This window comes from Pseudomonas sp. 43A (genome assembly GCF_013363935.1).
In the GTDB taxonomy this organism is placed as follows: domain Bacteria; phylum Pseudomonadota; class Gammaproteobacteria; order Pseudomonadales; family Pseudomonadaceae; genus Aquipseudomonas; species Aquipseudomonas crudilactis.
In genome coordinates this window covers 681,017-703,270 of sequence record NZ_CP054880.1, presented here as the reverse complement: position 1 = coordinate 703,270, position 22,254 = coordinate 681,017, and the positions used below count along the sequence as shown (strand labels likewise).

Genomic DNA, 22,254 nt, shown 5'->3' with positions numbered 1-22,254 from the left:
CCGCCCGCCCAGCCCTCTCCCCGAGGGAGAGGGAGCCGACCGGGTTGTCTTGCGCTCGACATCGACCTGAAAGATCCAGTCGATTATGGATTCAATACAGCAGGATCAGGTCGGCGTACCTTTGAAGCATCCCCCAATCAGTCCCCTCTCCCTTTGGGAGAGGGCTAGGGTGAGGGGCTTTTCAGCAGGCCAAAAAAAACCCCGCAACATCGCGGGGTTTCTTCATCAGGCCGGTTGCGCCTGCAAACTCACCGGTCGCAGCGGCAGCAACGGCGCATGCGGATCGGCTTTCACCGAAGCGCGCCAGGCATCCAGCCACTCGGCATGACCTTCGGCCCAGACCTGCTCATGCAGACGCGCCAGCGCCACAGGGTCGCTAAGCAATTGCAGGCGATCATGGTTATTCAGCCCGGCCGGGCCAACCTTGATCGCGTGACGCACACGTTCCTGACGCAGCCACTCGATCGGCTCGGCCTGGCCGTGACGCGAAGTCGCCAGCGAGCACGCCAAAGCGTTCTGCTGTGGATCGACCACCGCGCGGACGAAGCCGTCGTTGAGGGCGTGGTAACGATTTTCGTGAGTGTACTGATCGGTCGCCAGCAGCGCCTGTGGCGGATTGTATTCCTCAGGGATGAGGAACAGGCTCTCGTCACGGGACTTCAGGCCCAGACCGACACGGCTGGAGATCACCGACACCGGGATCGACAGCATCAGCGAACCGACGATCGGCACCAGCCACCAGAGGAAGCTCGGGTTCAGCCAGATCACCAGCAGCGCCCAGCAGAAGCCCAGCAGGGTCTGCGGGCCGTGGCGTTTGACCGCTTCGCTCCAAGGCGTCGAGTCGTCGTCACGTTGCGGCGAGTTCCAGGTCGCGGCCCAGCCGAGGAACGCGGCGAGGACGAAACGGGTGTGGAAAATCATCCGCACCGGCGCCAGCAGCATGGAGAACAGCATCTCCAGCAGCATCGACAGGGTCACCTTGAACTTGCCGCCGAACTCTTTCGCGCCCTTGGCCCAGATCAGGATGATGCTGAGCAGTTTCGGCAGGAACAGCAGCACGATGGTCGTCGAGAACAGCGCAATCGCCTTGTCCGGGTGCCATTGTGGCCACAACGGATAGAGCTGACGCGGTTCGAGGAAGTACTGCGGCTCCATCAGCGTGTTCACCGCCAGCAGCGCGGTCGACAGCACCAGAAAGAAGAACCACAACGGTGCCGACAGGTAGGACATCACGCCGGTGAGAAACACCGCGCGGTGCACCGGGTGCATGCCTTTGACCAGGAACAGACGGAAGTTCATCAGGTTGCCGTGGCACCAGCGACGGTCACGCTTGAGTTCGTCGAGCAGGTTCGGCGGCAGTTCTTCGTAGCTGCCCGGCAAGTCGTAGGCAATCCACACGCCCCAACCGGCACGGCGCATCAACGCGGCTTCAACGAAGTCGTGGGACAGGATCGCACCTGAGAAGGCACCTTTACCCGGCAACGGCGCCAGGGCGCAGTGGTCGATAAACGGCTTCATGCGGATGATCGCGTTGTGACCCCAGTAGTGGGATTCACCCAACTGCCAGAAGTGCAGACCGGCGGTAAACAGCGGGCCGTATACACGGGTCGCAAACTGCTGCATGCGCGCATACAGGGTATCCATGCCCGACGCACGCGGCGCGGTCTGGATGATCCCGGCGTCCGGCGTGGCTTCCATCAAGCGCACCAGACTGGTCAGGCACTCGCCACTCATTACTGAGTCGGCGTCGAGGACAACCATGTACTTATAGTCACCGCCCCAACGACGGCAGAAGTCGTCGAGGTTGCCGCTCTTGCGCTTCACACGACGGCGACGGCGACGGTAGAAGATCTTGCCGAAACCTTTGGCTTCACGGCAGACGTCCAGCCAGGCCTGCTGTTCGGCGACGCAGATATCGGTGTCGTTACTGTCGCTGAGGACGAAGAAGTCGAAACGATCCAGATCACCAGTGGCGGCGACCGATTCGAACGTTGCCCGCAAACCGGCGAATACGCGCGGCACGTCTTCGTTGCAGATCGGCATTACCAGCGCGGTACGCGCGTCCTTGGCAATCGGCTCGTTGCCGGCGCTTTTGCCGGAGATACGGTATTTATCGTGACCGGTGAGCAACTCGAGGAAGCCCATCAGCGCCGTCCAGAAACCGGCAGAAACCCAGCAGAACAGAATCCCGAACAGAATCAGAATGCTGGTTTGCAGCGCATACGGCAGCACTTGCGTGGCGGTTTGCAGCAGCGGTTGATGCAGGACTTCTTCCAGATCGACGAACGACCAGCCCTGGTACGGCATGATGCCTTTCATGTACCAGCCGGCAACGATGGTCTGGCCGAGCATCAGCAGCAACAGAATGTAGCGACGGATCGAACCGACGGTGCGCCAGCGCGCGGCCGGCAAGACGTTTTCGTCTTTCGGCGGTTGCGGCGGGTTGGTGCGACCGGTCATACGGCGCCAGCCACGCACCAGAATATTGGTGCGCCATGGCTCCGGCACGACTTTGGTTCGACGGATCGGCGGCGTCGCCTTCATGCTGACGCGACCGCTGGCGTCGAGCACCAGCATTTCCGCGTCTTCAAGTTCTTCGGCAGTGCTCAGGACCAGGCGCTTGCCCACCGAAGCCTGGGCGGCTTCGGCAGGGGCGTCGAACGTCGAGGACGACAGGCGTTGATGCAGCTCGCTGAACGACTGGCAGCCCGCGAGTTCCGCGCGCTGCTCGTCGGTCATCGGCAGATGCGCCAGATACTCGGAGAGAGTCTCTGGCTGTACTTGAGAGTTACTCATCGGCAGGCAACTGATAGCTCCAGGTCTCGGTCAGGACTTCTTCAGTCGGTGCCGATTCCGGTGTGGCTGGGGCCGCGTCGGCAGCAACTGGCTGCTTGGCGTCTTTGTTGGCCTTGTCCTTGGCATCTGCTGCCGGCTTGGCGTCGGCCTGTTTGGCCTCGGCTGCCTTGGCTTCCTTGTCGATTTTCTCTTGCTGCTTGGCGGCAACCTTGTCGGCCTTGGCGACGGAGGAGTTGGACGCCGGCACCGATTTCGCCAGATCAGCGGTCACGACTGGCTGAACCAGGGCGGCACGCATCTCGGTCGACTTGCTCGCGTCCTTGATTTTCATCCGCAGGGTCAAGCGCCAGCCCTTGGTTTCCGGGTTGTAGCGCACGCTGTTTTCAACCAGCTCGGCGTTGTCGCCGACGCTGACCTGACTGCGCACGTCGGCATCCGGAGTCAGTGCCGCCAGCGATGGACCTTCGAAGTCGACCAGATAGGCAACGCTGCCGTCCGGCTGACGGATCAGGTTCGATTGCTTGACGTCACCGGTCGAACGCAGAGTCTGCGATACCCAGGCGCTGTCCGGCGCATGAATCGCCGCTTCGTCCATGGTCCAGTGCATGCGGTAAGCGAAGTCCAGTGGCTGGCCCGGCTCCGGCATTTTTTCCGGGCTCCAGAACGCAACGATGTTGTCGTTGGTTTCGTCGGCGGTCGGAATTTCTACCAGATCAACGGTGCCTTTGCCCCACTCGCCCTTCGGCTCGATCCAGGCGCTTGGGCGCTTGTCGTAGCGGTCGTCGAGGTCTTCGTAATGGCTGAAGTCGCGGCCACGTTGCAGCAGACCGAAACCACGCGGGTTCTCGACGCTGAAGTTGCTCACGGCCAGGTGTTTCGGGTTGTTCAACGGGCGCCAGATCCACTCGCCGTTGCCGGCATGGATCGACAGACCGCTGGAGTCGTGCAGTTCACGACGGTAGTTGAGGACTTTCGACGGCTGGTTGGCGCCGAACAGGAACATGCTGGTCAGCGGCGCGATGCCCAGTTTGCCGACCTTGTCACGCAGGAACATCTGCGCCTTGACGTCGACAATGGTGTCGCTGCCCGGACGCAGGATCAGACGGTAGGCACCGGTAGCGCGCGGCGAATCCAGCAGGGCGAAGATCACCAGGTGCTTGTCACCTGGCTTCGGCTGTTGAATCCAGAATTCGCGGAAACGCGGGAATTCTTCGCCCGACGGCAGCGCGGTATCAATCGCCAGACCACGCGCCGAGAGGCCGTAGGTGTGGCCCTTGCCGACAACGCGGAAGTAACTCGCGCCGAGCATGGTCATGATTTCGTCTTGCTTGTCGGCCTTGTTGATCGGGTAAAGCACACGGAAACCGGCATAACCCAGTTGTTCGGTGGCTTTCGGATCGAATTTCAGGTCGCCGAAATCGAAGCGCGTCGGATCGTATTTGATCTCTTCGACGGTGTTCGCCGTGATTTCGTTGATTTTCACCGGTGTATCGAAGTGCATACCCTGGTGATAGAAGGACAGTTTGAACGGGGTCTTCTGATCAGCCCACTCAGCCTTTTCGGTGAGGAAGCGGATTTTCTGATAATCCGCGAACTTCATGTCGCGGAATTCGTTCGGCAGGTTGCTGCGCGGGGCTTCGAACTTCTGCCCGGCCAGTTCTTTAGCCTTCGCCGATACATCGTCAAGATTGAACGCCCAAAGCTGGCCGGCGCTGAGCAGGCACAGGAGCGCCGAACCCGCTACCAGGGCACTTCGCATGCGTTTGGCAGACATTTTTGCTGCATTACAGGGACTAACAATCACGAGCAACCCTCGCCGAAAACAGATCAAAAAACCAACGGCCAGCTATCTATATGCCAGGTTGGCGAGCATTGTTCCGACTCCGCTGGGGCAAAATGATTCCCCAATCGGATCCGGACAAGTCTCTACCTAAGTGAAAATGGATCAGCGAACGCTGATCCCAGTGCGCGCGATTATCTAGTAGCCCGCATGACAACGCATCAGGGGTAACAAAGTATTTATCGCGAAAACACCCTAAAAACGGTCGAAATTTCCCAAAAAGGTGTTTCAAGCGCTTTCAGGTCTGTAACAAAAAGGTAACCGGGCCATCGTTGACCAAATGCACCTGCATATCGGCGCCGAATCTACCTGATGCCACAGTGCCATGCACCTGTTTCGCACTGCTTAATAGATAGTCGAACAATTCCTCGCCCAACGCGGGAGGCGCTGCCGTCGAAAAGCTCGGGCGCAACCCGCTTTTGGTGTCGGCAGCCAGGGTGAACTGAGAGACCAGCAGCAACCCACCGCCGACATCGGCGAGGGACAAGTTCATCTTGCCCTCCGCATCACTGAATACCCGATAGTTAAGCAGCTTATGCAGAAGTTTGTCGGCGCTGGTACGCGTGTCGTCGGGTTCGACCGCCACCAGCACCAGCAAACCGTGATCTACCGCGCCGACGACTTCGCCTGCCACTTCAACCCGCGCACCGCGAACGCGCTGTAAAAGCCCCTTCATGCTTCTTCGGGCGGCAGATCGAGCAGGCGCCGGGCCATGTTGCCCGCGGCGCGCACCAGCGCATCGGTGATGCCCGGCTCGGAAGCAGCATGGCCAGCATCGCGAATCACCTGCAGTTCGCTGTTCGGCCAGGCCTGGTGCAATTCCCACGCATTGTCGAGCGGGCAGATCACGTCATAGCGACCGTGAATGATCACCCCCGGCAGATGGGCGATCTTGCCCATGTCGCGAATCAGCTGGTTCGGCTCAAGGAAGGCGTTGTTGGTGAAGTAATGACATTCGATCCGCGCAATCGACAGCGCGCGCTGTGGCTCGGAGAAGCGATCGACCACCAGCGGGTTCGGCCGCAGGGTTGCAGTGCGCCCTTCCCAGGTCGACCAGGCTTTGGCCGCATGCATCTGCGCAATCTGGTCGTTGCCGGTCAGACGTTTGTGGAAAGCGCTGAGCAAGTCATCACGCTCGTCCAGCGGGATCGGCGCGATGTAGTCCTGCCAGTAATCGGGGAACAGACGGCTGGCACCGGCCTGATAGAACCACTCGATTTCCTGCGGACGGCAGAGAAAGATCCCACGCAGGATCAGGCCGTGAACGCGCTCAGGGTGGGTTTGCGCGTAGGCCAGCGCCAGGGTCGAACCCCACGAGCCGCCAAACAGCACCCATTTGTCGATGCCCAGGTGTTTGCGGATGCGCTCAAGGTCAGCGACCAGATCCCACGTCGTGTTGTTCTCGAGGCTGGCGTGCGGGGTGGAGCGACCGCAGCCGCGCTGGTCGAAGGTGACAATGCGATAGAGGTTCGGATCGAAATAGCGACGGCTCTGCGCGTCGCAACCGGCGCCGGGACCGCCGTGGATGAACACAACCGGCAAACCCTCCGGTGAACCGCTTTCGTCGACATACAGCGTATGGGTGTCATCGACAGCCAGATCGTGCCGGGCGTGAGGTTTGATCTGCGGAAACAAAGTCTGCATTGCGCGCTCCGTAAGGGGTCGAGGTCATCCCTGGGGGGACTTCTATTATTCTGCCGTTGGGCATCATAAACCCGATTTACGTCAATGAGCATGCCTGTGCACTGTCGCAATTTTTCTGCTGCATACAAAACCTTGTGGGAGCGAGCTTGCTCGCGAAAGCGGCGGATCAGTCGAATTTGATGTCGACTGACACGACGCCTTCGCGAGCAAGCTCGCTCCCACAGGGGACTGCATGATTATTTGCGGTAGTGTTTTTCGCCCCAGGCCAGATAGCCCTGCAGCAATTCCTTTAGTACCACCCGCGTTGGCTCGGCCAGGTCGGGGCGGTAGCGGAACGGTTCGAACTCTTCCATGTAGGTGCTCTGGCACAACTCCAGTTGCACCGCATGGATGTTCTCGGTCGGGTTGCCGTAATGGCGGGTGATGTGGCCGCCCTTGAAGCGGCCGTTGAGCACGTGACTGTAATCAGCGTGGCACGCGCAGATCGCTTCCAGTTGCGCGGCCAGTTGTGGATCGCAACTGGCGCCATTGAAGGTGCCGAGGTTGAAGTCCGGCAGTTTGCCGTCAAAAAGATGCGGGATGATCGAGCGGATCGAATGCGCATCGAACAGCAGCGCGTAACCGAACTCGGCTTTCAGTCGTGCCAGCTCTTCTTGAAGTGTGCGGTGATATGGTGTCCAGATCTGCTCAAGGTAAGTCGCGCGCTCTTCTTTCGACGGCTCGAGCCCGTCCCTGAACAACGGAATGCCATCGAACAACGTCGCCGGGTACAGTCCGGTGGTCGCCCCTGCGTACAGCGGTTTGTCGTCGGAAGGACGATTCAGATCGATGACGAACCGCGAGTACTCGGCAGCCAAAGTGCTCGCACCTAACTCTTCGGCGAAGTCGTACAGCTGCGGGATGTGCCAGTCAGTGTCCGGCAGGCTTTTCGCGTCCGCGATCAACCCAGCCTCTACTGTCGGGGTCAGGCGCACCCCGGCATGCGGCATGCTGATCAGCAGCGGCACGCGACCTTGTTTGAAGCTCAGAACCTTATCCACAACCGCTCTCCTACAGACTTGATTCGACGCCGTGACGCACGACGCGTTTGTCCAGATCGCCACCCAGCCAATAGGCCAGATCCGCCGGACGATCGATATGCCAGGCAACGAAATCCGCAACCTTGCCGACTTCCAGCGAGCCGTGGGTGGCGGCCATGCCCAGCGCTTGCGCGGCATGAATCGTCGCACCGGCCAGGGCTTCTTCCGGGGTCATGCGGAAACAGGTGCAGGCCATGTTCAACATCAGCCGCAACGACAGCGCCGGCGAGGTGCCAGGGTTGAGGTCGCTGGCGATGGCGATCTTCACCTTGTGCTTGCGCAGAGCGTCCATCGGCGGCAGCTGGGTCTCGCGCAGGAAGTAGAACGCGCCCGGCAGCAGCACCGCGACGGTGTCGGCTTCGGCCATGGCGATGGCGTCGGCTTCGTCCATGAATTCCAGGTGATCCGCAGACAGCGCCTTGTAGCGCGCGGCGAGGCTGGAGCCGTGCAGCGACGACAGTTGTTCAGCGTGAAGCTTCACCGGCAAACCGAGTTTTTGTGCAGCAATGAAGACGCGCTCGACCTGTTCTGGCGAGAACGCCAGATATTCGCAGAAGGCATCCACGGCATCGACCAGACCTTCGGCAGCCAGAGCGGGCAGCATTTCTGCGCAGATCAGCTCGATGTAATCGTCGGCGCGATCTTTGTACTCCGGTGGCAACGCGTGGGCCGCGAGGCAGGTGCTGCGCACGCTGATCGGCAGCTCTTTTTCCAGGCGACGAATGACGCGAAGGATTTTGCGCTCGTTGGCCAGATCGAGGCCGTAGCCGGATTTCATTTCGACCGTGGTCACGCCGTCGCGCATCAGGCTTTTCAGGCGTTTCGCGGCGCTGGCGAACAGCTCGTCTTCAGTGGCTTCGCGCGTCGCGCGCACGGTGCTGGCGATGCCGCCGCCGGAGGCTGCGATCTCCGCGTAGCTGACACCTTGCAGGCGTTTTTCGAACTCGCCACTGCGGTTGCCGCCGAACACCGTGTGGGTGTGGCAGTCGATCAGGCCGGGGGTGACCCACGCGCCTTGCAGGTCATTGACCGCCGGGTATTCGCCGGATGGCAGTTGATTACGCGGGCCGATCCACTCGATGAGCGCACCGGACGTCACGATGGCCGCATCTTCGATAATCGAGTAGACGCCCTGCGCCATGGTTGCGACGTGGCAGTGTTGCCAGAGGGTTTTCACTGTTGGCCTCCGTTTGGGTTGGTTTGGTGGGTGGCCCTGAAAAGCCCCTCACCCTAGCCCTCTCCCGGAGGGAGAGGGGACTGACCGGGTTGTTCTGTCGAGGTACACCGACCTGAAAGTCTTGAGCCGAACTCAGGTTCTGAAAACCATGAAGATCGGCTCTCTGCTCTCGCCAGGAAGCAGCAGGACTGACCGGGTTGCTCTGTCGAGGTACATCGACCTGGAAATCTTGAGCCGAACTCAGGCTTTGAAAACCACGAAGATCGGCTCCCTTCCCCCTCTCCCCCCTGAGGGAGAGGGCTGGGGTGAGGGGGATCGATTTCACTGACAACAAAGCTCCCCCTGAAAGCCCACTTACAAACTAGGCAAAAGCTTCGCCGGAACCAGCTCAGTCAAACACCGCGAAGCCAACAACTCAGTCGCCGCATTGATGTCCGGTGCAAAGAAGCGGTCCTTCTCATAGAACGGCACTTCCTTACGCAAAATCGCCCGCGCCTGCTCCAGTTTCGCCGAAGTCTTCAGACCGTTACGCAGATCCAGACCCTGCACCGCCGCCAACCATTCCACCGCCAGAATCCCGCGAGTGTTCTCGGCCATTTCCCACAAACGCTTACCCGCAGCAGGTGCCATCGACACGTGGTCTTCCTGGTTGGCCGAGGTCGGCAGGCTGTCCACCGAATGCGGATGCGACAAGGCCTTGTTTTCGCTGGCCAGTGCCGCTGCCGTCACTTGAGCAATCATGAAGCCAGAGTTCACACCACCGTTGGCGACAAGGAACGGCGGCAGTTGCGACATGTGCTTGTCCATCATCAGCGAAATACGGCGTTCGCTCAGCGAGCCGATTTCAGCGATGGCCAATGCCATGTTGTCAGCGGCCATGGCCACCGGTTCGGCGTGGAAGTTACCGCCGGAAATCACATCGCCTTCAGCAGCGAAGACCAGCGGGTTGTCGGAAACGGCGTTGGCTTCAACGGCCAAGACCTCAGCGGCCTGACGGAACTGCGTCAGGCAAGCGCCCATGACTTGCGGCTGGCAGCGCAGCGAGTACGGATCCTGCACTTTCTCGCAGTTCTGGTGCGAATCGGAGACTTCGCTGCGCTCACCAAGCAGATCGCGGTAAGCAGCAGCGGCGTCGATCTGACCTTTCTGGCCACGAGCGGCGTGGATGCGTGCATCGAACGGCGAACGCGAACCCAAGACCGCTTCAACCGTCAGACCACCCAGCGCCAGCGCGCCAGCGAACAAGTCTTCACCTTCAAACAGACCGCGCAGGGCAAACGCGGTGGAAACCTGAGTACCGTTGAGCAGCGCCAGACCTTCTTTAGCCGCTAAAGTCAGCGGCATCAGGCCGGCGACTTTCAGCGCTTCAGTGGCTTCCATCCACTCACCCTTGTAGCGTGCCTTGCCCTCGCCCAGCAGCACCAGCGACATATGCGCCAACGGCGCCAGGTCGCCCGACGCGCCCACCGAACCTTTCAGCGGAATGTGCGGATAGACCTCGGCATTGATCAGCGCAATCAGCGCATCAATCACCACGCGGCGAATACCGGAGAAACCACGGCTGAGGCTGTTGACCTTGAGCACCATGACCAGACGCACCAGTTCATCGCTGATCGGCACGCCAACGCCGGCAGCGTGAGACAGCACCAGCGAGCGCTGCAGGTTCTCGAGGTCTTCGCTGGCGATGCGGGTCGAGGCCAGCAGGCCGAAACCGGTGTTGATGCCGTACGCGGTGCGGTTCTCGGCGAGGATCTGCTCGACGCAGGCGACACTGGCTTCGATCTGTGCCGAGGCGCTGTTGTCGAGAGTCAGCTTGACCGGGTTCTGGTAGACGTCACGCAGTTGGGCCAGGCTCAGTTGGCCGGGAATCAGGTTCAGCGCAGTCATTTAAATGCTCCTTTTGAGAGTTTGTTATTAACTTGCCATTCGCTCCGGAGCATTCCGTTATCCGTCGCTTTCAGCCTTGTGGGCATCCGGCGCCTTGGCACGCTGGCAGGGTAGTTTTTCAGTGCAAATTCGATAGAACGTTGTGCAGCGAATTCGGTTTTTTCAGAACGCTCGCAGCGGCAGCGATATCCGGCGCCAGCCAGCGATCCTGATCGTAGGCCGGGACCGTTTCGCGCAGCAGTCGCCAAGCGCGGTCAGTGCCCACGCCAAAGCCTTGTTCCTTGAGGAATTCAAACGCCTGCGCCGCCAGCAGATATTCAATCGCGAGGATCTGCGTACAGTTTTCCAGCGCGCGATGCAGTTTCAGCGCGGCATTGGTGCCCATGCTCAAGTGATCTTCCTGCAGGCCCGAGGTGATGTAGTTGTCGAGCACCGCCGGTTGCGCCAATTGGCGGTTTTCCGCACACAGCGACGCGGCGACGTATTGGACGATCATCATCCCGGAGTTCACCCCCGGATTGGCCACCAGAAACGCCGGCAAACCACTGACGTGCGGGTTGACCAGACGATCGAGGCGACGCTCGGCAATCGAGCCGATTTCGGCCATGGCAATCGCCAGCAGATCCGCCGCCATCGCCACCGATTGGCCGTGCGGGTTGGCTTGCGACATCACCCGGAAATTGTCCGGCGTGCCCAGCAGGAGCGGGTTATCAGTGCAGCCGTTGAGTTCGCCTTCGACCTGTTTGATCGCGTGGTCGAGTTGATCACGCGCGGCACCGTGTACCTGCGGAATCGAACGAATGCTCAGCGCATCCTGAGTGCGAATGCCTTTGCTCGACGCAATCACTTCACTGCCATCGAGCAAGGCGCGCAGATTGATGCCGACCTGCTGCATGCCCGGGTGCGGTTTCAGCGCGATGATCTCAGCGTCGAACGCATCGATTTGGCCGCGCTGGGCTTCGAAACTCATGGCGCCGATGACGTCGGCCCATTGCACCAATCGCGTCGCATCGGCAATCGCCAGACAGCTGAGGCCGGTCATGCATGGCGTTCCGTTGACCAGGCACAAGCCGTCTTTTGCGCCGAGTTGCACTGGTTGCAGGCCTTCTTCGGCCAGCGCCTGTTGCGCCGAGGTGATCTGCCCGCGATAGCGGACATTACCGACGCCGAGCAACGCGATGCCGATGTGCGCCATGTGGGTCAGGTAACCGACCGAGCCTTGCGACGGAACCTGCGGGGTGATGCCGCGATTGAGCAGCGCCAGCAGGCCTTCAACCACGCGGCGGTGGATCCCGGATTTGCCGTGGCTGTAGTTGTGAATCGCCGCGCAGATGATCGCGCGGGTCTGCTCGTCGGCGAGTACCGGGCCGACGCCGCAGGCGTGGCTAAGCAAGGTGTTGCGCGAGAGCTGGCTGAGCTGTTCGTCTTTTAGGGAAACGTTGGACAAACCGCCCAGGCCGGTGTTGACGCCATAGGCGCGCTCACCGCTTTCGACGATGCGCTGAACGATGCTTTGAGCGTTTTCGATACGCGCCCAGGTGTCGCTGGACAGCTCAAGTTGCGCGCCGTGACGAGCGACGGCGACCACGTCCTGCCAACGCAGGGGGCTGCCTGTGATAACGATTTTTTCAGCCTGGGACATCATTAACCTCATCCGAACATTGATACAGCTGTGCCGCCGTCTTCGCGAGCAAGCTCGCTCCCACAGGAGACCGCATTCCAATGTGGGAGCGAGCTTGCTCGCGAAGGGGCCGGCAGCCTCACCGCAAGTCTGTTAAACCACCGCCGCCCGCCGCTGCACGAACCGGTCAACATACTCATCCGCCGGCGAATGCAGAATCTCGCGCGGTGTACCGACCTGAATCAGACGGCCATCCTTGAGAATCGCAATGCGGTTGCCGATACGCACCGCCTCGTCGAGGTCATGGGTGATGAAGACGATGGTCTTGTGCAACGTCTTTTGCAGCTCCAGCAACTGGTCCTGCATCTCCGCACGAATCAGCGGATCCAGCGCACTGAACGCCTCATCCATGAGGATGATGTCGGTGTCCGCCGCCAAGGCCCGAGCCAGACCGACGCGCTGACGCATGCCGCCGGAGAGCTGGTGCGGGTATTTGTTTTCGTAGCCTTTGAGGCCCACGGTGTTGATCCAGTGCAGCGCGCGTTCCGAGCACATTTGCTTGCTCTCGCCACGGACTTTCAGGCCGTAGGCGACGTTGTCGAGCACGCTCTTGTGCGGCAGCAGGCCGAAGCTCTGGAACACCATGCTGATCTTGTGCCGGCGAAATTCGCGCAGGGCGTCCATGTCGTATTGCAGGATGTCGACGCCATCGACGAGGATCGCGCCGCTGGTCGGGTCGATCAGCCGATTGAAGTGACGCACCAAGGTTGATTTGCCCGAGCCGGACAGGCCCATGATCACGAAGATTTCGCCGGTGCCGATGCTCAACGACAGGTCGTTGACGCCGACCACACAACCGGTTTCGCTCAGCACCTGATCCTTGGTCTTGCCCTGGCCGACCATGGCCAATGCATCCTTGGCGCGGTTGCCGAAAATCTTGAAGACGTTTTTGACTTCGATCTTGCTCACGGTTGCGTCGCTCATTTGCTCACCTCATGCCGTGGCCGACCGTACGCCTGAGTAATGCGGTCGATGACCACTGCGAGAATCACGATCGCCAGACCGGCCTCAAGGCCACGCCCGACGTTGAGGGTCTGAATCCCCACCAACACATCTTCACCCAGACCGCGCGCGCCGATCATCGAGGCGATCACCACCATCGACAGGGCCATCATGGTGGTCTGGTTGATCCCGGCCATGATGCTCGGCAGGGCCAGCGGCAGTTGCACACCGAACAGTTGCTGCCAGCGGTTGGCGCCGAATGCGTTAATGGCTTCCATCACTTCGCCGTCAACCTGGCGAATGCCCAGATCAGTGAGGCGAATCAGCGGTGGCGCGGCGTAAATCACCGTGGCGAAAATAGCCGGCACCTTGCCCAGACCGAACAGCATCAGCACCGGGATCAGGTACACGAAACTTGGCATGGTCTGCATGATGTCGAGCAGCGGCATCAGCACTGAACGCAGGCGATTGCTGCGCGCCGAGAGAATCCCCAGCGGAATGCCGATCAGCACCGAAATGATCGTCGCGACCATCATCAGCGCCAGCGTCTGCATGAGCTTGTCCCACAGGCCAACGGCGCCGACGAGGAACAGCAGACCGACGATGACAGCGGTGGTCACGACTTTGCGCGTGGCGTGCCAGGCAACCACACCGACGATCGCCAGCATCAGCCACCACGGCGCTGCGCGCAGCAGGCCTTCAAGGTTGACGATGGCCCACAGCAGCGTATCGGAGATATGGCGGAACACATCACCGTAGTTGGTGACCAGCGAATCGACCCAACCGTTGACCCAGTCGGCGATGGAAAAGGTAAAGCTTTCGGGAAACATAAGCGGCTCTCAATCAGAAATCTCAATCAAGCGATTACGGCATATCTCCCGGCCAGCCTCACGGTTGACCGGGAGGTATCGACCTACAGCGCCGCGTCGATTTTCTTGGCTGCGTCTGCACTGACCCACGCATGCCAGACTTCAGGATGTTCCTTGAGGAAGATTTTCGCCAGTTTTGGCGACTCGATACGTTCCTTCGCCATGCGGCCCAGATTCTGGTTCAGCAGATCGATCGGCAAGTTGACCTTTTCCAGCACGGCGACCAGTTCCGGGGCTTCGTCGTGGAAGGTTTTCGACAGGCCGACCTTGATGCTTACGGTCTTGTCGACGCCCGGTTTTTCTTCGAGTTTGACCAGATCCACCTGGCCCATCAGCGGGGTTGGCGACCAGTAGTAGAACAGGATCGGCTCGCCACGCTTGTAGCTCGACAGCACCGCCGCATCCAGCGCCGGGCCGGTGCCCGGACGGAAGTTGGTGTAGCTGCTTTCCAAACCGTAGCTTTTCAGCATTTCGCTGTTATCCAGCTCGCAGGTCCAGCCGGCCGGGCAGTTGTAGAAACGGCCCTTGGACGGTTCTTCGGCGTCCTTGAACACCGCGGCGTATTTGCCCAGATCAGCGATGTTTTTCAGGTCCGGGGCTTTCGGTTCCAGCTTGCGTTTGGCGTCGCCTTCGATCACGTAACGCGGCACGTACCAGCCTTCCACCGCGCCGACGACCGGAGCGCCGACACCGACGACCTTGCCGGCCTTCTCGGCCTTGTTCCAGACCTCGCTGCGGCCGACCCACTCTTCGGCGAACACTTGAATATCGTTGCTGCTCAGGGCGTTCTCCATGGTGATGGAGTTGCCCGGCAGGCTGTCGGTCTTGCAGTCGTAACCTTTCTCCAGCACCACTTGCAGGACGTCGGTCAGCAGCATGCCGCTTTCCCAGTTCAGGCCGGCGAATTTCACCGGCTTGCCCGATTCGCACCAGCCAGCGGCTTGGGTCGCACCGGCACTGGCCAGCAGGCCCATGGACAGCAATGTGGTCAGCAGGGTCTTGTTCGATTTCATTGTTGTGACGCTCCTAATCATGAATTGGCTTACGGCAGTCAAGAGGCATCCAGCCCTGTCCACGTCCAAATCAGGCCTGCGCCGCAGCGCGACCGGCCCCGCTTGTTTTAGGTTGTACAACGCTGTTCTGCTCGACCGGCAGAATCAGTTGATCGGGCACTGCGCTGTGCCATTTTTTCGCGCACACGTAGTAAACGACGGCCGGCAGCACGAGGCCGATGATCCAGGAAATATCCACATCACCGAGGGCGGCCACCAGCGGGCCGGTATAGAACTTGGTGGAGATGAACGGCAGCTGCACCAGCACACCAAACACATAGACGCTGATGCCGAGCAGGTTCCAGCGACCGTAGCGACCGTTCGGATCGGCCAGTGCCGGCACGTCATAACGCTCGCGGGTGATGCAGTAGTAATCCACCAGATTGATCGCGCTCCACGGGGTGAAGAAGGCGAGCAGGAACAGGATGAAAGACTTGAACGCACCGAGGAACGAGTGCTGGCCGAGCAGCGCGATCAAGGTCGCCGTGCCAACGATGACCAGCACGAACACCAGACGTTGCATGCGCGTTACGGTCAGGTGACCTTTGAAACCACTGATGATGGTCGCGATGCACATGAAGCTGCCGTAGGAGTTCAGTGTCGAGATGGTCACTTTGCCGAACGCGATGCTGAAGTACAGCAGCGCGGCGGTCGCACCGGTGCCGCCCAGACCGACGATGTAAGCCACTTCATGACCGGCGAACTGGCCGTTGGCTGAAGCGGCGGCGAACACGCCGAGGATCATCGCCACTTGTGCGCCGACGACAGAGCCTGCACCGGCGGCGAAGAAGGTTTTGACCGCCGAGGTGTTGCTCGGCAGGTAACGGGAATAGTCAGCCACGTAAGGGCCGAACGCGATCTGCCAGGAGGCCGCGAGCGACACCGCGAGGAGGAAACTGCTCCAGCTGAAATGACGGATTTGCAGGAGTGCGCCGACGTCGGTCTGGCTCATCAGCCGCCAGAACAGGAAGACGAAAGCGATCACGCCAATGACGCTGGCGACACGGCCGATCCAGTGGATCACCCGATAACCGAGCACCGTGACCAGCACAATGACGCTGGCAAAAATCAGGATGCCGACACTGTCGCTGACGCCAAACAACTGGCCCAGCGCCTGGCCGGAAAGCACGGTGCCCGTTGCGGTGAAGCCCAGGTACATCAGGCACACCAAGACGATCGGAATCGCCGCGCCATACACGCCAAACTGCACGCGACTGGAGATCATCTGCGGCAGGCCGAGCTTCGGCCCTTGGGCCGCATGCAGCGCCATCACGCCACCGCCGAGCAATTGACCGATCAACAGACCGATCAACGACCAGAACACATCACCGCCGAGCACCACGGCCAACGCCCCGGTGACGATTGCGGTGATTTGCAGATTCGCACCCATCCACAAGGTGAATTGGCTAAACAGACGACCGTGTCTTTCCGCTTCCGGGATGTAGTCGATCGAACGCTTTTCGATCAACGGTTTGTTGCTTGCACGATCGGTGTTGACAGCCATGATTCAACCTCTGTGGATTGTTTTAATTGTTCACTGAGCTTCGGTAGGGCTGCTTTTCTGTGGGAGCGAGCTTGCTCGCGAATTGGCCAGTACATTCAACATCTGTGCTGGCTGACAGATTGCTTTCGCGAGCAAGCTCGCTCCCACATAAAGCCAAAGCGTGTTACTTGCCGCCGGTAATCATCGGCAGGTTCAGGCCCTGTTCCTTGGCGCAGTCGATGGCGATCTGGTAACCGGCATCGGCGTGGCGCATAACGCCGGTGGCCGGGTCGTTGTGCAGGACGCGCGCAATACGCTCGGCCGCTTCGTCCGTACCGTCGCAGACAATCACCATGCCCGAGTGCTGCGAGAAGCCCATGCCGACGCCGCCACCGTGGTGCAGGGAAACCCAGGTCGCGCCGCTTGCGGTGTTCAGCAGAGCGTTGAGCAGTGGCCAGTCGGACACAGCGTCGGAACCGTCCTGCATCGATTCGGTTTCACGGTTCGGGCTAGCGACCGAGCCGGAGTCGAGATGGTCGCGACCGATCACGATCGGCGCCGACAGCTCACCGCTACGCACCATCTCGTTGAAGGCCAGACCGAGCTTGGCGCGCAGACCCAGGCCGACCCAGCAGATACGTGCCGGCAGACCCTGGAAGCTGATGCGCTCGCGGGCCATGTCCAGCCAGTTGTGCAGGTGCGCGTCGTCCGGGATCAGCTCTTTGACCTTGGCGTCGGTTTTGTAGATGTCTTGCGGATCACCCGACAGCGCCGCCCAACGGAACGGGCCGATGCCACGGCAGAACAGCGGACGGATGTAAGCCGGTACGAAACCCGGGAAGTCGAACGCGTTTTCGACGCCTTCTTCCTGCGCCATCTGACGGATGTTGTTGCCGTAGTCGAAGGTCGGAATGCCTTGCTTCTGGAATTCCAGCATGGCTTTGACGTGCACGGCCATTGACTGCTTGGCGGCTTTGATTACAGCGGCGGGCTCGGTCTTGGCGCGGGCGCGGTATTCGTCCCAGGTCCAGCCGGCGGGCAGGTAACCATTGAGCGGGTCGTGGGCGCTGGTCTGGTCGGTGACCATGTCCGGGCGTACGCCGCGCTTGACCAGTTCCGGGAGGATTTCTGCGGCGTTACCCAGCAGCGCGATGGAGATCGCTTTACCTTCTTTGGTGTATTTGTCGATGCGCGCCAGAGCGTCGTCGAGGTCTTTGGCCTGCTCGTCGACGTAACGGCTTTTCAGGCGGAAATCGATGCTGACTTGTTGGCATTCGATGTTCAGCGAGCAGGCGCCAGCAAGGGTTGCCGCCAGCGGTTGCGCACCACCCATGCCGCCCAGACCGGCGGTGAGGACCCACTTGCCGGTGAGGTTGTCGTTGTAGTGCTGGCGACCGGCTTCAACGAAGGTTTCGTAGGTGCCTTGCACGATGCCCTGGCTGCCGATGTAGATCCAGCTGCCGGCGGTCATCTGGCCGTACATGGCCAGGCCTTTGGCGTCGAGTTCGTTGAAGTGCTCCCAGCTCGCCCAGTGTGGCACCAGGTTGGAGTTGGCGATCAGTACACGCGGGGCATTGCTGTGAGTCTTGAACACGCCGACCGGCTTGCCGGATTGCACCAGCAGGGTCTCGTCGTCGTTCAGTTTGGTCAGGCTTTCGACGATCTTGTCGTAGCACTCCCAGTTACGCGCGGCGCGACCGATACCACCGTAAACCACCAGCTCTTTCGGGTTCTCGGCGACTTCCGGGTCGAGGTTGTTCATCAGCATGCGCAGCGGCGCTTCGGTCAGCCAGCTCTTGGCGGTCAGCTTGTTGCCGCGGGCAGCGCGGATCTCAACGTTGCGAAACTTTGTAGGCTTATTGTCAGTCACGAAAAAGACTCCTCAGCGATCAATTCAAACCAACCCTGGCAGTGGGCAAGCAGCCTGTGCGCTTCGCTGCGCGACAAGCGAATCAGTGGACGCTGCGGAGAGTCTCGAGCGACTCATACGCATACGTCTTTACTTGTACATACAAGCATATGCAATCAAGCGGCCAACTTGTTGGAGGATCGTTTGAGAAAAATAGCTGGCAAGGCTGGAGAGCGCCTGAATCAAGGGTTCAGGCGTGGATGAAATTTTTCTTGGGGATGATTTAGGGAGGCGGGGCTTCGTTACATGAGCGTGGTTTTGCGCCACGCTGGGGCGTTCGGTAACAAGTTGGTGCGTGGGTTGGGAACACCCCAAAAGCAAAAGATCGCAGCCTTCGGCAGCTCCTACACTGGGTTTGATGTACACCCTGTAGGAGCTGCCGAAGGCTGCGATCTTTTAAGATTTCTGAATCAGCGTCCAGTCAGTTCAATGACGCAGCAACCCGCATTGGTGGAGACTTCGGCCAGACCGCTGTTGCCGTCCAGTTGCAGGCAATCATGTCGCCCCAACTGCGAAACACTGTCACCGATCCGGACTTCCAGCAACTCACTGACACTGAACACCAACACCGTCCCCGCCGAGCTGAAGAACCGCTGCTCACCGTCCAGCCACTGCAACCGCGCGCTGTAACGCTGCGGCGCATAGATCAGGTTGAAATCGCGAATCGCGCCACCGAGCAAAGTGCAAGACACCTGGCTTTCCCCGCCAAAGGCAAACGGGTCGAGCGGTAACAACGGTCGAGTGTCGTCGCCATCAACGCACAGGGTCATGCCATCACCCTGCAATACCGTAATCACCCGCTGGTAACCGGCGAACGTCGAAAAACCGCCCGACTCGGCGATATCGGCAATCGACAGGCGCCAGCCAAAACCGTCCAGCCCTGCACCGGCATCACGGGTGATTTCTTCAGTGCTGCCGCCGCCGTTTTTCCACGGCATGCGCGGGTAACCCTCGGCGCGTAAAACCTTAAGTGCACTCATTTATGGAACCGCCCTTCCAGACGATGACGAGAACCTGGGTGAATCAAACGTGCAGCGGTCACCGGCTGACGCCCCGACCACGTGCGGCGACGAATCAGCAGGCACGGCTCGCCTTTTTCAATCTGCAGCAATTTGCATTCGGAAGACTCAGCGAGGATCGCTTCAACCACGTGTTCGCCCTCGGTCAGCGGCGCGACCTGATTGAGATAGGCGTAAGGCGTTTGCAGAGTGAAATCCTGCTTGAGGTATTCCGGCGCGACCAGCGCGTTGACGAAACGGTCTTCGATTTGCACCGGTATGTCGTTTTCGTAATGCACGATCAGCGAGTGGAACACCTTCTGCCCTTCGCGCATGTCCAACGCCAAGGCGCGCTCGGAACCGGCGGCCTCTTCTTCGAGGGTGATCACCTGGCAGGTGTGGCGGTGGCCACGGGAAGCGATTTCGTCGGCGATGTTATGCACTTCGAATAACGCGGACTGACTCTTTGGTTCGGCGACAAAGGTGCCGACGCCTTGCATGCGCACCAACAGACCGTCGGCGGTCATTTCGCGCAGCGCTCGGTTGATGGTCATGCGGCTGAAACCGAGTTGATTGACCAGCTCGCTCTCGGACGGCACGCGGTAGTGCGGCGGCCAGTTTCCGCTATCGATCTGCTGGGTGATCATCTGTTTGACGCGGGCGTACAAGGGCGCCGGACTGTCGCCCATGTTCGCGGCCAACGGGGAGACTGGAGGCGGAGTCGGCACGGTTGATCCCTGTTCATTGGATGAAAGTGGCTAGCTTGCCGGAGTTTACCGGGCAGGCAAACGTCTGTATATGTATATACAAATAACACACGATGGGGTGCTGAACCATGTCCGCCTTCTTTGCCGAACGCGCGCTGCTGCCTAACGGATGGGCCAACAATGTACGTCTTGAGGTCAGCGCCGAAGGCCTGCTGACCCAAATCCAGGCCGATTCCACCGCAGATGGCGCCGAACGGCTGAGCGGCCCGCTGCTACCGGGCATGCCGAATCTGCACTCCCATGCCTTCCAGCGAGCGATGGCTGGACTGGCCGAAGTGGCCGGCAATCCGAATGACAGTTTCTGGACCTGGCGCGATTTGATGTATCGGCTCGTCGGAAAAATCAGCCCGGATCAACTCGGCGTGATTGCCCGTCAGCTGTACATCGAAATGCTCAAGGCCGGTTATACCTCCGTCGCTGAATTTCATTACGTACACCATGACAGCAATGGTCAGCCTTATGCCGATCCGGCTGAGCTGGCGTTGCGCATCAGTCAAGCCGCGAGTGAAAGCGGCATCGGTCTGACCCTGCTGCCGGTGCTCTACAGCCACTCCGGTTTTGGCGGACAGACCCCGAATGACGGCCAGCGCCGCTTCATCAACAGCACCGAAAATTACCTGAATCTGCAATCGCGCCTGCAGCCAATGTTGGCGCAGCAAAAGGCGCAATCGCTGGGCCTGTGCTTCCACTCGTTGCGTGCGGTGACGCCGCAGCAGATCAGTGACGTATTGGCGGCAAGCGACAAGCAATGCCCGGTGCACATCCACATCGCTGAGCAGCAGAAGGAAGTCGATGACTGCCTGAGCTGGAGTGGTCGTCGGCCATTGCAATGGCTGTACGAAAATGCCGAAGTTGATCAGCGCTGGTGCCTGGTGCATGCCACCCACGCCAACCCGGAAGAAGTCACTTTGATGGCCAAGAGTCGCGCCATCGCCGGGCTGTGCCTGACCACTGAAGCGAATCTGGGTGACGGAATTTTTCCGGCGGTGGATTTCCTCGCTCAGGGTGGGCGCATGGGCATCGGTTCCGACAGCCATGTGTCGCTCAGCGTGGTGGAGGAATTGCGTTGGCTGGAATACGGCCAGCGTCTGCGCGATCAGCGGCGTAACCGTTTGTACGGTGCGGATCAGCCGATGGTCGGGCGCACGCTGTTTGACGCGGCGCTGGATGGCGGTGCGCAGGCGCTGGGGCAGCCGATCGGGGCGCTGGAAGTGGGCAAGCGTGCGGACTGGATTGTGCTCGATGGCAACGATCCGTATCTGGCGACGGCCACGGGTGACGGGATTTTGAATCGCTGGTTGTTTGCCGGTGGCGATCGCCAAGTGCGCGATGTGCTGGTCAATGGCCAGTGGGTTGTGCGTGATGGCCGGCATGCAGGGGAAGAGGACAGTGCTCGCGCCTTTACCCAAGTCCTGCGCGACCTCCTCGGCTGACGCATAACCACATGTAGGAGTGAGCCTGCTCGCGATAGCAGTGTGTCAGTCACTTATTTGTGCTCTGACACAACGCTATCGCGAGCAGGCTCACTCCTACAGGGGGTTGGCGGTGTTCTTTAGTTCGAGGTCTTGGCCATCTGCCGATCCGACGCCCGCCAGATCAAACGTGTGGTGTCATAGCCCTGCTGACGCGCCTTGCTCAGCAGCTCTTCGCGCACCACCCCGTTGACGGTCGGTGTGCGTGAAAGCAACCACATGTACTTGCGACTCGGGTCGCCGACGATGGCGGTCTTGTAGTCATCGCTGACGTACAACACCCAGTATTCGCCTTTCGCCACACCCGGAATCAGGCGTGAAAACCAGGTATCGAATTCGACCCAAAGCTTGTCGGTCTTGCCAGGCACCTGTGGATAAGCCGTGCCCTTGGCCTCTTCCCACTGCCATTGCGGAGTCAGGCAGCGATTGAGCACCGCGACATTGCCGTCAGGCTTGAGGGTGTAATGGGCTTCGGATTGCGCGCAATTGCGCTGGAAGTACATCGGCAAGCGCGCCAGCTCGTACCAGGTACCTTGATAGCGCTTGAGATTGACGCTGTTGACGGTTTTCGGCGCCAACGGGTCTACGCCGGAAGTGGCGCAGCCGGCCAGTACCAGGCCGGCAAAAAGGATCAGCAATAACCGCTTCATTTTTCTTC

At 60.2% G+C, this 22,254-nt stretch carries 17 protein-coding genes; 1 reads left to right on the top strand and 16 read right to left on the bottom strand.

Features of this window, described 5'->3' with window-relative positions; translation table 11 throughout:
• Positions 1–225: 225 nt before the first annotated feature.
• From mdoH to hutC, 15 genes are all read right to left on the bottom strand, one after another.
• The gene (gene mdoH / locus HUW52_RS03050) at positions 226–2,796 is read right to left on the bottom strand and encodes a glucans biosynthesis glucosyltransferase MdoH (RefSeq protein ID WP_175552940.1); all 2,571 of its coding nucleotides are present in this window, start codon (positions 2,794–2,796) and stop codon (positions 226–228) included.
• Positions 2,789–4,570, bottom strand: a complete 1,782-nt coding sequence (locus HUW52_RS03045; RefSeq protein WP_174244426.1) for a glucan biosynthesis protein G — start codon at positions 4,568–4,570, stop codon at positions 2,789–2,791. Before HUW52_RS03045 ends, mdoH begins: the two co-directional genes overlap by 8 nt.
• A gap of 304 nt (positions 4,571–4,874) precedes the next feature.
• Complete coding sequence (gene dtd / locus HUW52_RS03040; RefSeq protein WP_007909321.1) at positions 4,875–5,312, bottom strand: D-aminoacyl-tRNA deacylase; 438 nt, start codon at positions 5,310–5,312, stop codon at positions 4,875–4,877.
• Positions 5,309–6,280 (bottom strand): prolyl aminopeptidase, encoded by a 972-nt coding sequence (gene pip / locus HUW52_RS03035; RefSeq protein ID WP_008080611.1) that lies wholly within the window; start codon positions 6,278–6,280, stop codon positions 5,309–5,311. Before pip ends, dtd begins: the two co-directional genes overlap by 4 nt.
• A gap of 236 nt (positions 6,281–6,516) precedes the next feature.
• A complete protein-coding gene (gene hutG, locus HUW52_RS03030) occupies positions 6,517–7,320 on the bottom strand; it encodes an N-formylglutamate deformylase (RefSeq protein WP_175552939.1) in 804 nt (267 codons plus the stop codon).
• Positions 7,321–7,330: 10 nt separating this feature from the next.
• Entirely contained in the window at positions 7,331–8,536 is a 1,206-nt protein-coding gene (gene hutI, locus HUW52_RS03025; protein ID WP_175552938.1) for an imidazolonepropionase, read from the bottom strand.
• Positions 8,537–8,890: 354 nt separating this feature from the next.
• Complete coding sequence (gene hutH, locus HUW52_RS03020) at positions 8,891–10,423, bottom strand: histidine ammonia-lyase (RefSeq protein WP_175552937.1); 1,533 nt, start codon at positions 10,421–10,423, stop codon at positions 8,891–8,893.
• A gap of 118 nt (positions 10,424–10,541) precedes the next feature.
• Positions 10,542–12,065, bottom strand: coding sequence for a histidine ammonia-lyase (gene hutH / locus HUW52_RS03015; protein WP_175552936.1), 1,524 nt, complete (start codon positions 12,063–12,065; stop codon positions 10,542–10,544).
• Between the two features lie 132 nt (positions 12,066–12,197).
• Positions 12,198–13,028, bottom strand: coding sequence for a glycine betaine/L-proline ABC transporter ATP-binding protein (locus HUW52_RS03010; protein ID WP_175552935.1), 831 nt, complete (start codon positions 13,026–13,028; stop codon positions 12,198–12,200).
• The gene (locus HUW52_RS03005) at positions 13,025–13,876 is read right to left on the bottom strand and encodes a proline/glycine betaine ABC transporter permease (protein ID WP_007949591.1); all 852 of its coding nucleotides are present in this window, start codon (positions 13,874–13,876) and stop codon (positions 13,025–13,027) included. Before HUW52_RS03005 ends, HUW52_RS03010 begins: the two co-directional genes overlap by 4 nt.
• Before the next feature lie 83 nt (positions 13,877–13,959).
• The gene (locus HUW52_RS03000; protein WP_016984618.1) at positions 13,960–14,928 is read right to left on the bottom strand and encodes an ABC transporter substrate-binding protein; all 969 of its coding nucleotides are present in this window, start codon (positions 14,926–14,928) and stop codon (positions 13,960–13,962) included.
• A 70-nt stretch (positions 14,929–14,998) separates the two neighbouring features.
• Complete coding sequence (locus tag HUW52_RS02995) at positions 14,999–16,471, bottom strand: cytosine permease (RefSeq protein WP_016984619.1); 1,473 nt, start codon at positions 16,469–16,471, stop codon at positions 14,999–15,001.
• Positions 16,472–16,634: 163 nt separating this feature from the next.
• A complete protein-coding gene (hutU, locus tag HUW52_RS02990; RefSeq protein ID WP_016984620.1) occupies positions 16,635–18,320 on the bottom strand; it encodes a urocanate hydratase in 1,686 nt (561 codons plus the stop codon).
• Positions 18,321–18,769: 449 nt separating this feature from the next.
• Positions 18,770–19,339 (bottom strand): HutD family protein, encoded by a 570-nt coding sequence (locus HUW52_RS02985; protein ID WP_016984621.1) that lies wholly within the window; start codon positions 19,337–19,339, stop codon positions 18,770–18,772.
• On the bottom strand, positions 19,336–20,046 hold the full coding sequence (gene hutC, locus HUW52_RS02980) for a histidine utilization repressor (RefSeq protein ID WP_162130175.1): 711 nt from the start codon (positions 20,044–20,046) through the stop codon (positions 19,336–19,338). Before hutC ends, HUW52_RS02985 begins: the two co-directional genes overlap by 4 nt.
• Positions 20,047–20,192: 146 nt before the next feature.
• On the opposite strand from hutC, the gene HUW52_RS02975 reads away from it, so the two are divergent.
• On the top strand, positions 20,193–21,557 hold the full coding sequence (locus HUW52_RS02975; protein WP_016984622.1) for a formimidoylglutamate deiminase: 1,365 nt from the start codon (positions 20,193–20,195) through the stop codon (positions 21,555–21,557).
• Between the two features lie 119 nt (positions 21,558–21,676).
• Here HUW52_RS02975 and HUW52_RS02970 read toward each other — a convergent pair whose 3' ends face one another.
• Positions 21,677–22,246, bottom strand: coding sequence for a lipocalin family protein (locus tag HUW52_RS02970; protein ID WP_007909272.1), 570 nt, complete (start codon positions 22,244–22,246; stop codon positions 21,677–21,679).
• Between the last annotated feature and the right edge of the window lie 8 nt (positions 22,247–22,254).

Coding starts and splice junctions, on each gene's coding strand:
- hutH (WP_175552936.1), bottom strand. CDS start 12,065: ATGTCCCAGGCTGAAAAAATCGTTATCACAGGCAGCCCCCTGCGTTGG.
- pip (WP_008080611.1), bottom strand. CDS start 6,280: ATGCAGACTTTGTTTCCGCAGATCAAACCTCACGCCCGGCACGATCTG.
- HUW52_RS02995 (WP_016984619.1), bottom strand. CDS start 16,471: ATGGCTGTCAACACCGATCGTGCAAGCAACAAACCGTTGATCGAAAAG.
- mdoH (WP_175552940.1), bottom strand. CDS start 2,796: ATGAGTAACTCTCAAGTACAGCCAGAGACTCTCTCCGAGTATCTGGCG.
- HUW52_RS03010 (WP_175552935.1), bottom strand. CDS start 13,028: ATGAGCGACGCAACCGTGAGCAAGATCGAAGTCAAAAACGTCTTCAAG.
- hutH (WP_175552937.1), bottom strand. CDS start 10,423: ATGACTGCGCTGAACCTGATTCCCGGCCAACTGAGCCTGGCCCAACTG.
- HUW52_RS02975 (WP_016984622.1), top strand. CDS start 20,193: ATGTCCGCCTTCTTTGCCGAACGCGCGCTGCTGCCTAACGGATGGGCC.
- dtd (WP_007909321.1), bottom strand. CDS start 5,312: ATGAAGGGGCTTTTACAGCGCGTTCGCGGTGCGCGGGTTGAAGTGGCA.
- HUW52_RS02985 (WP_016984621.1), bottom strand. CDS start 19,339: ATGAGTGCACTTAAGGTTTTACGCGCCGAGGGTTACCCGCGCATGCCG.
- HUW52_RS02970 (WP_007909272.1), bottom strand. CDS start 22,246: ATGAAGCGGTTATTGCTGATCCTTTTTGCCGGCCTGGTACTGGCCGGC.
- HUW52_RS03005 (WP_007949591.1), bottom strand. CDS start 13,876: ATGTTTCCCGAAAGCTTTACCTTTTCCATCGCCGACTGGGTCAACGGT.
- HUW52_RS03045 (WP_174244426.1), bottom strand. CDS start 4,570: ATGTCTGCCAAACGCATGCGAAGTGCCCTGGTAGCGGGTTCGGCGCTC.
- hutC (WP_162130175.1), bottom strand. CDS start 20,046: ATGGGCGACAGTCCGGCGCCCTTGTACGCCCGCGTCAAACAGATGATC.
- HUW52_RS03000 (WP_016984618.1), bottom strand. CDS start 14,928: ATGAAATCGAACAAGACCCTGCTGACCACATTGCTGTCCATGGGCCTG.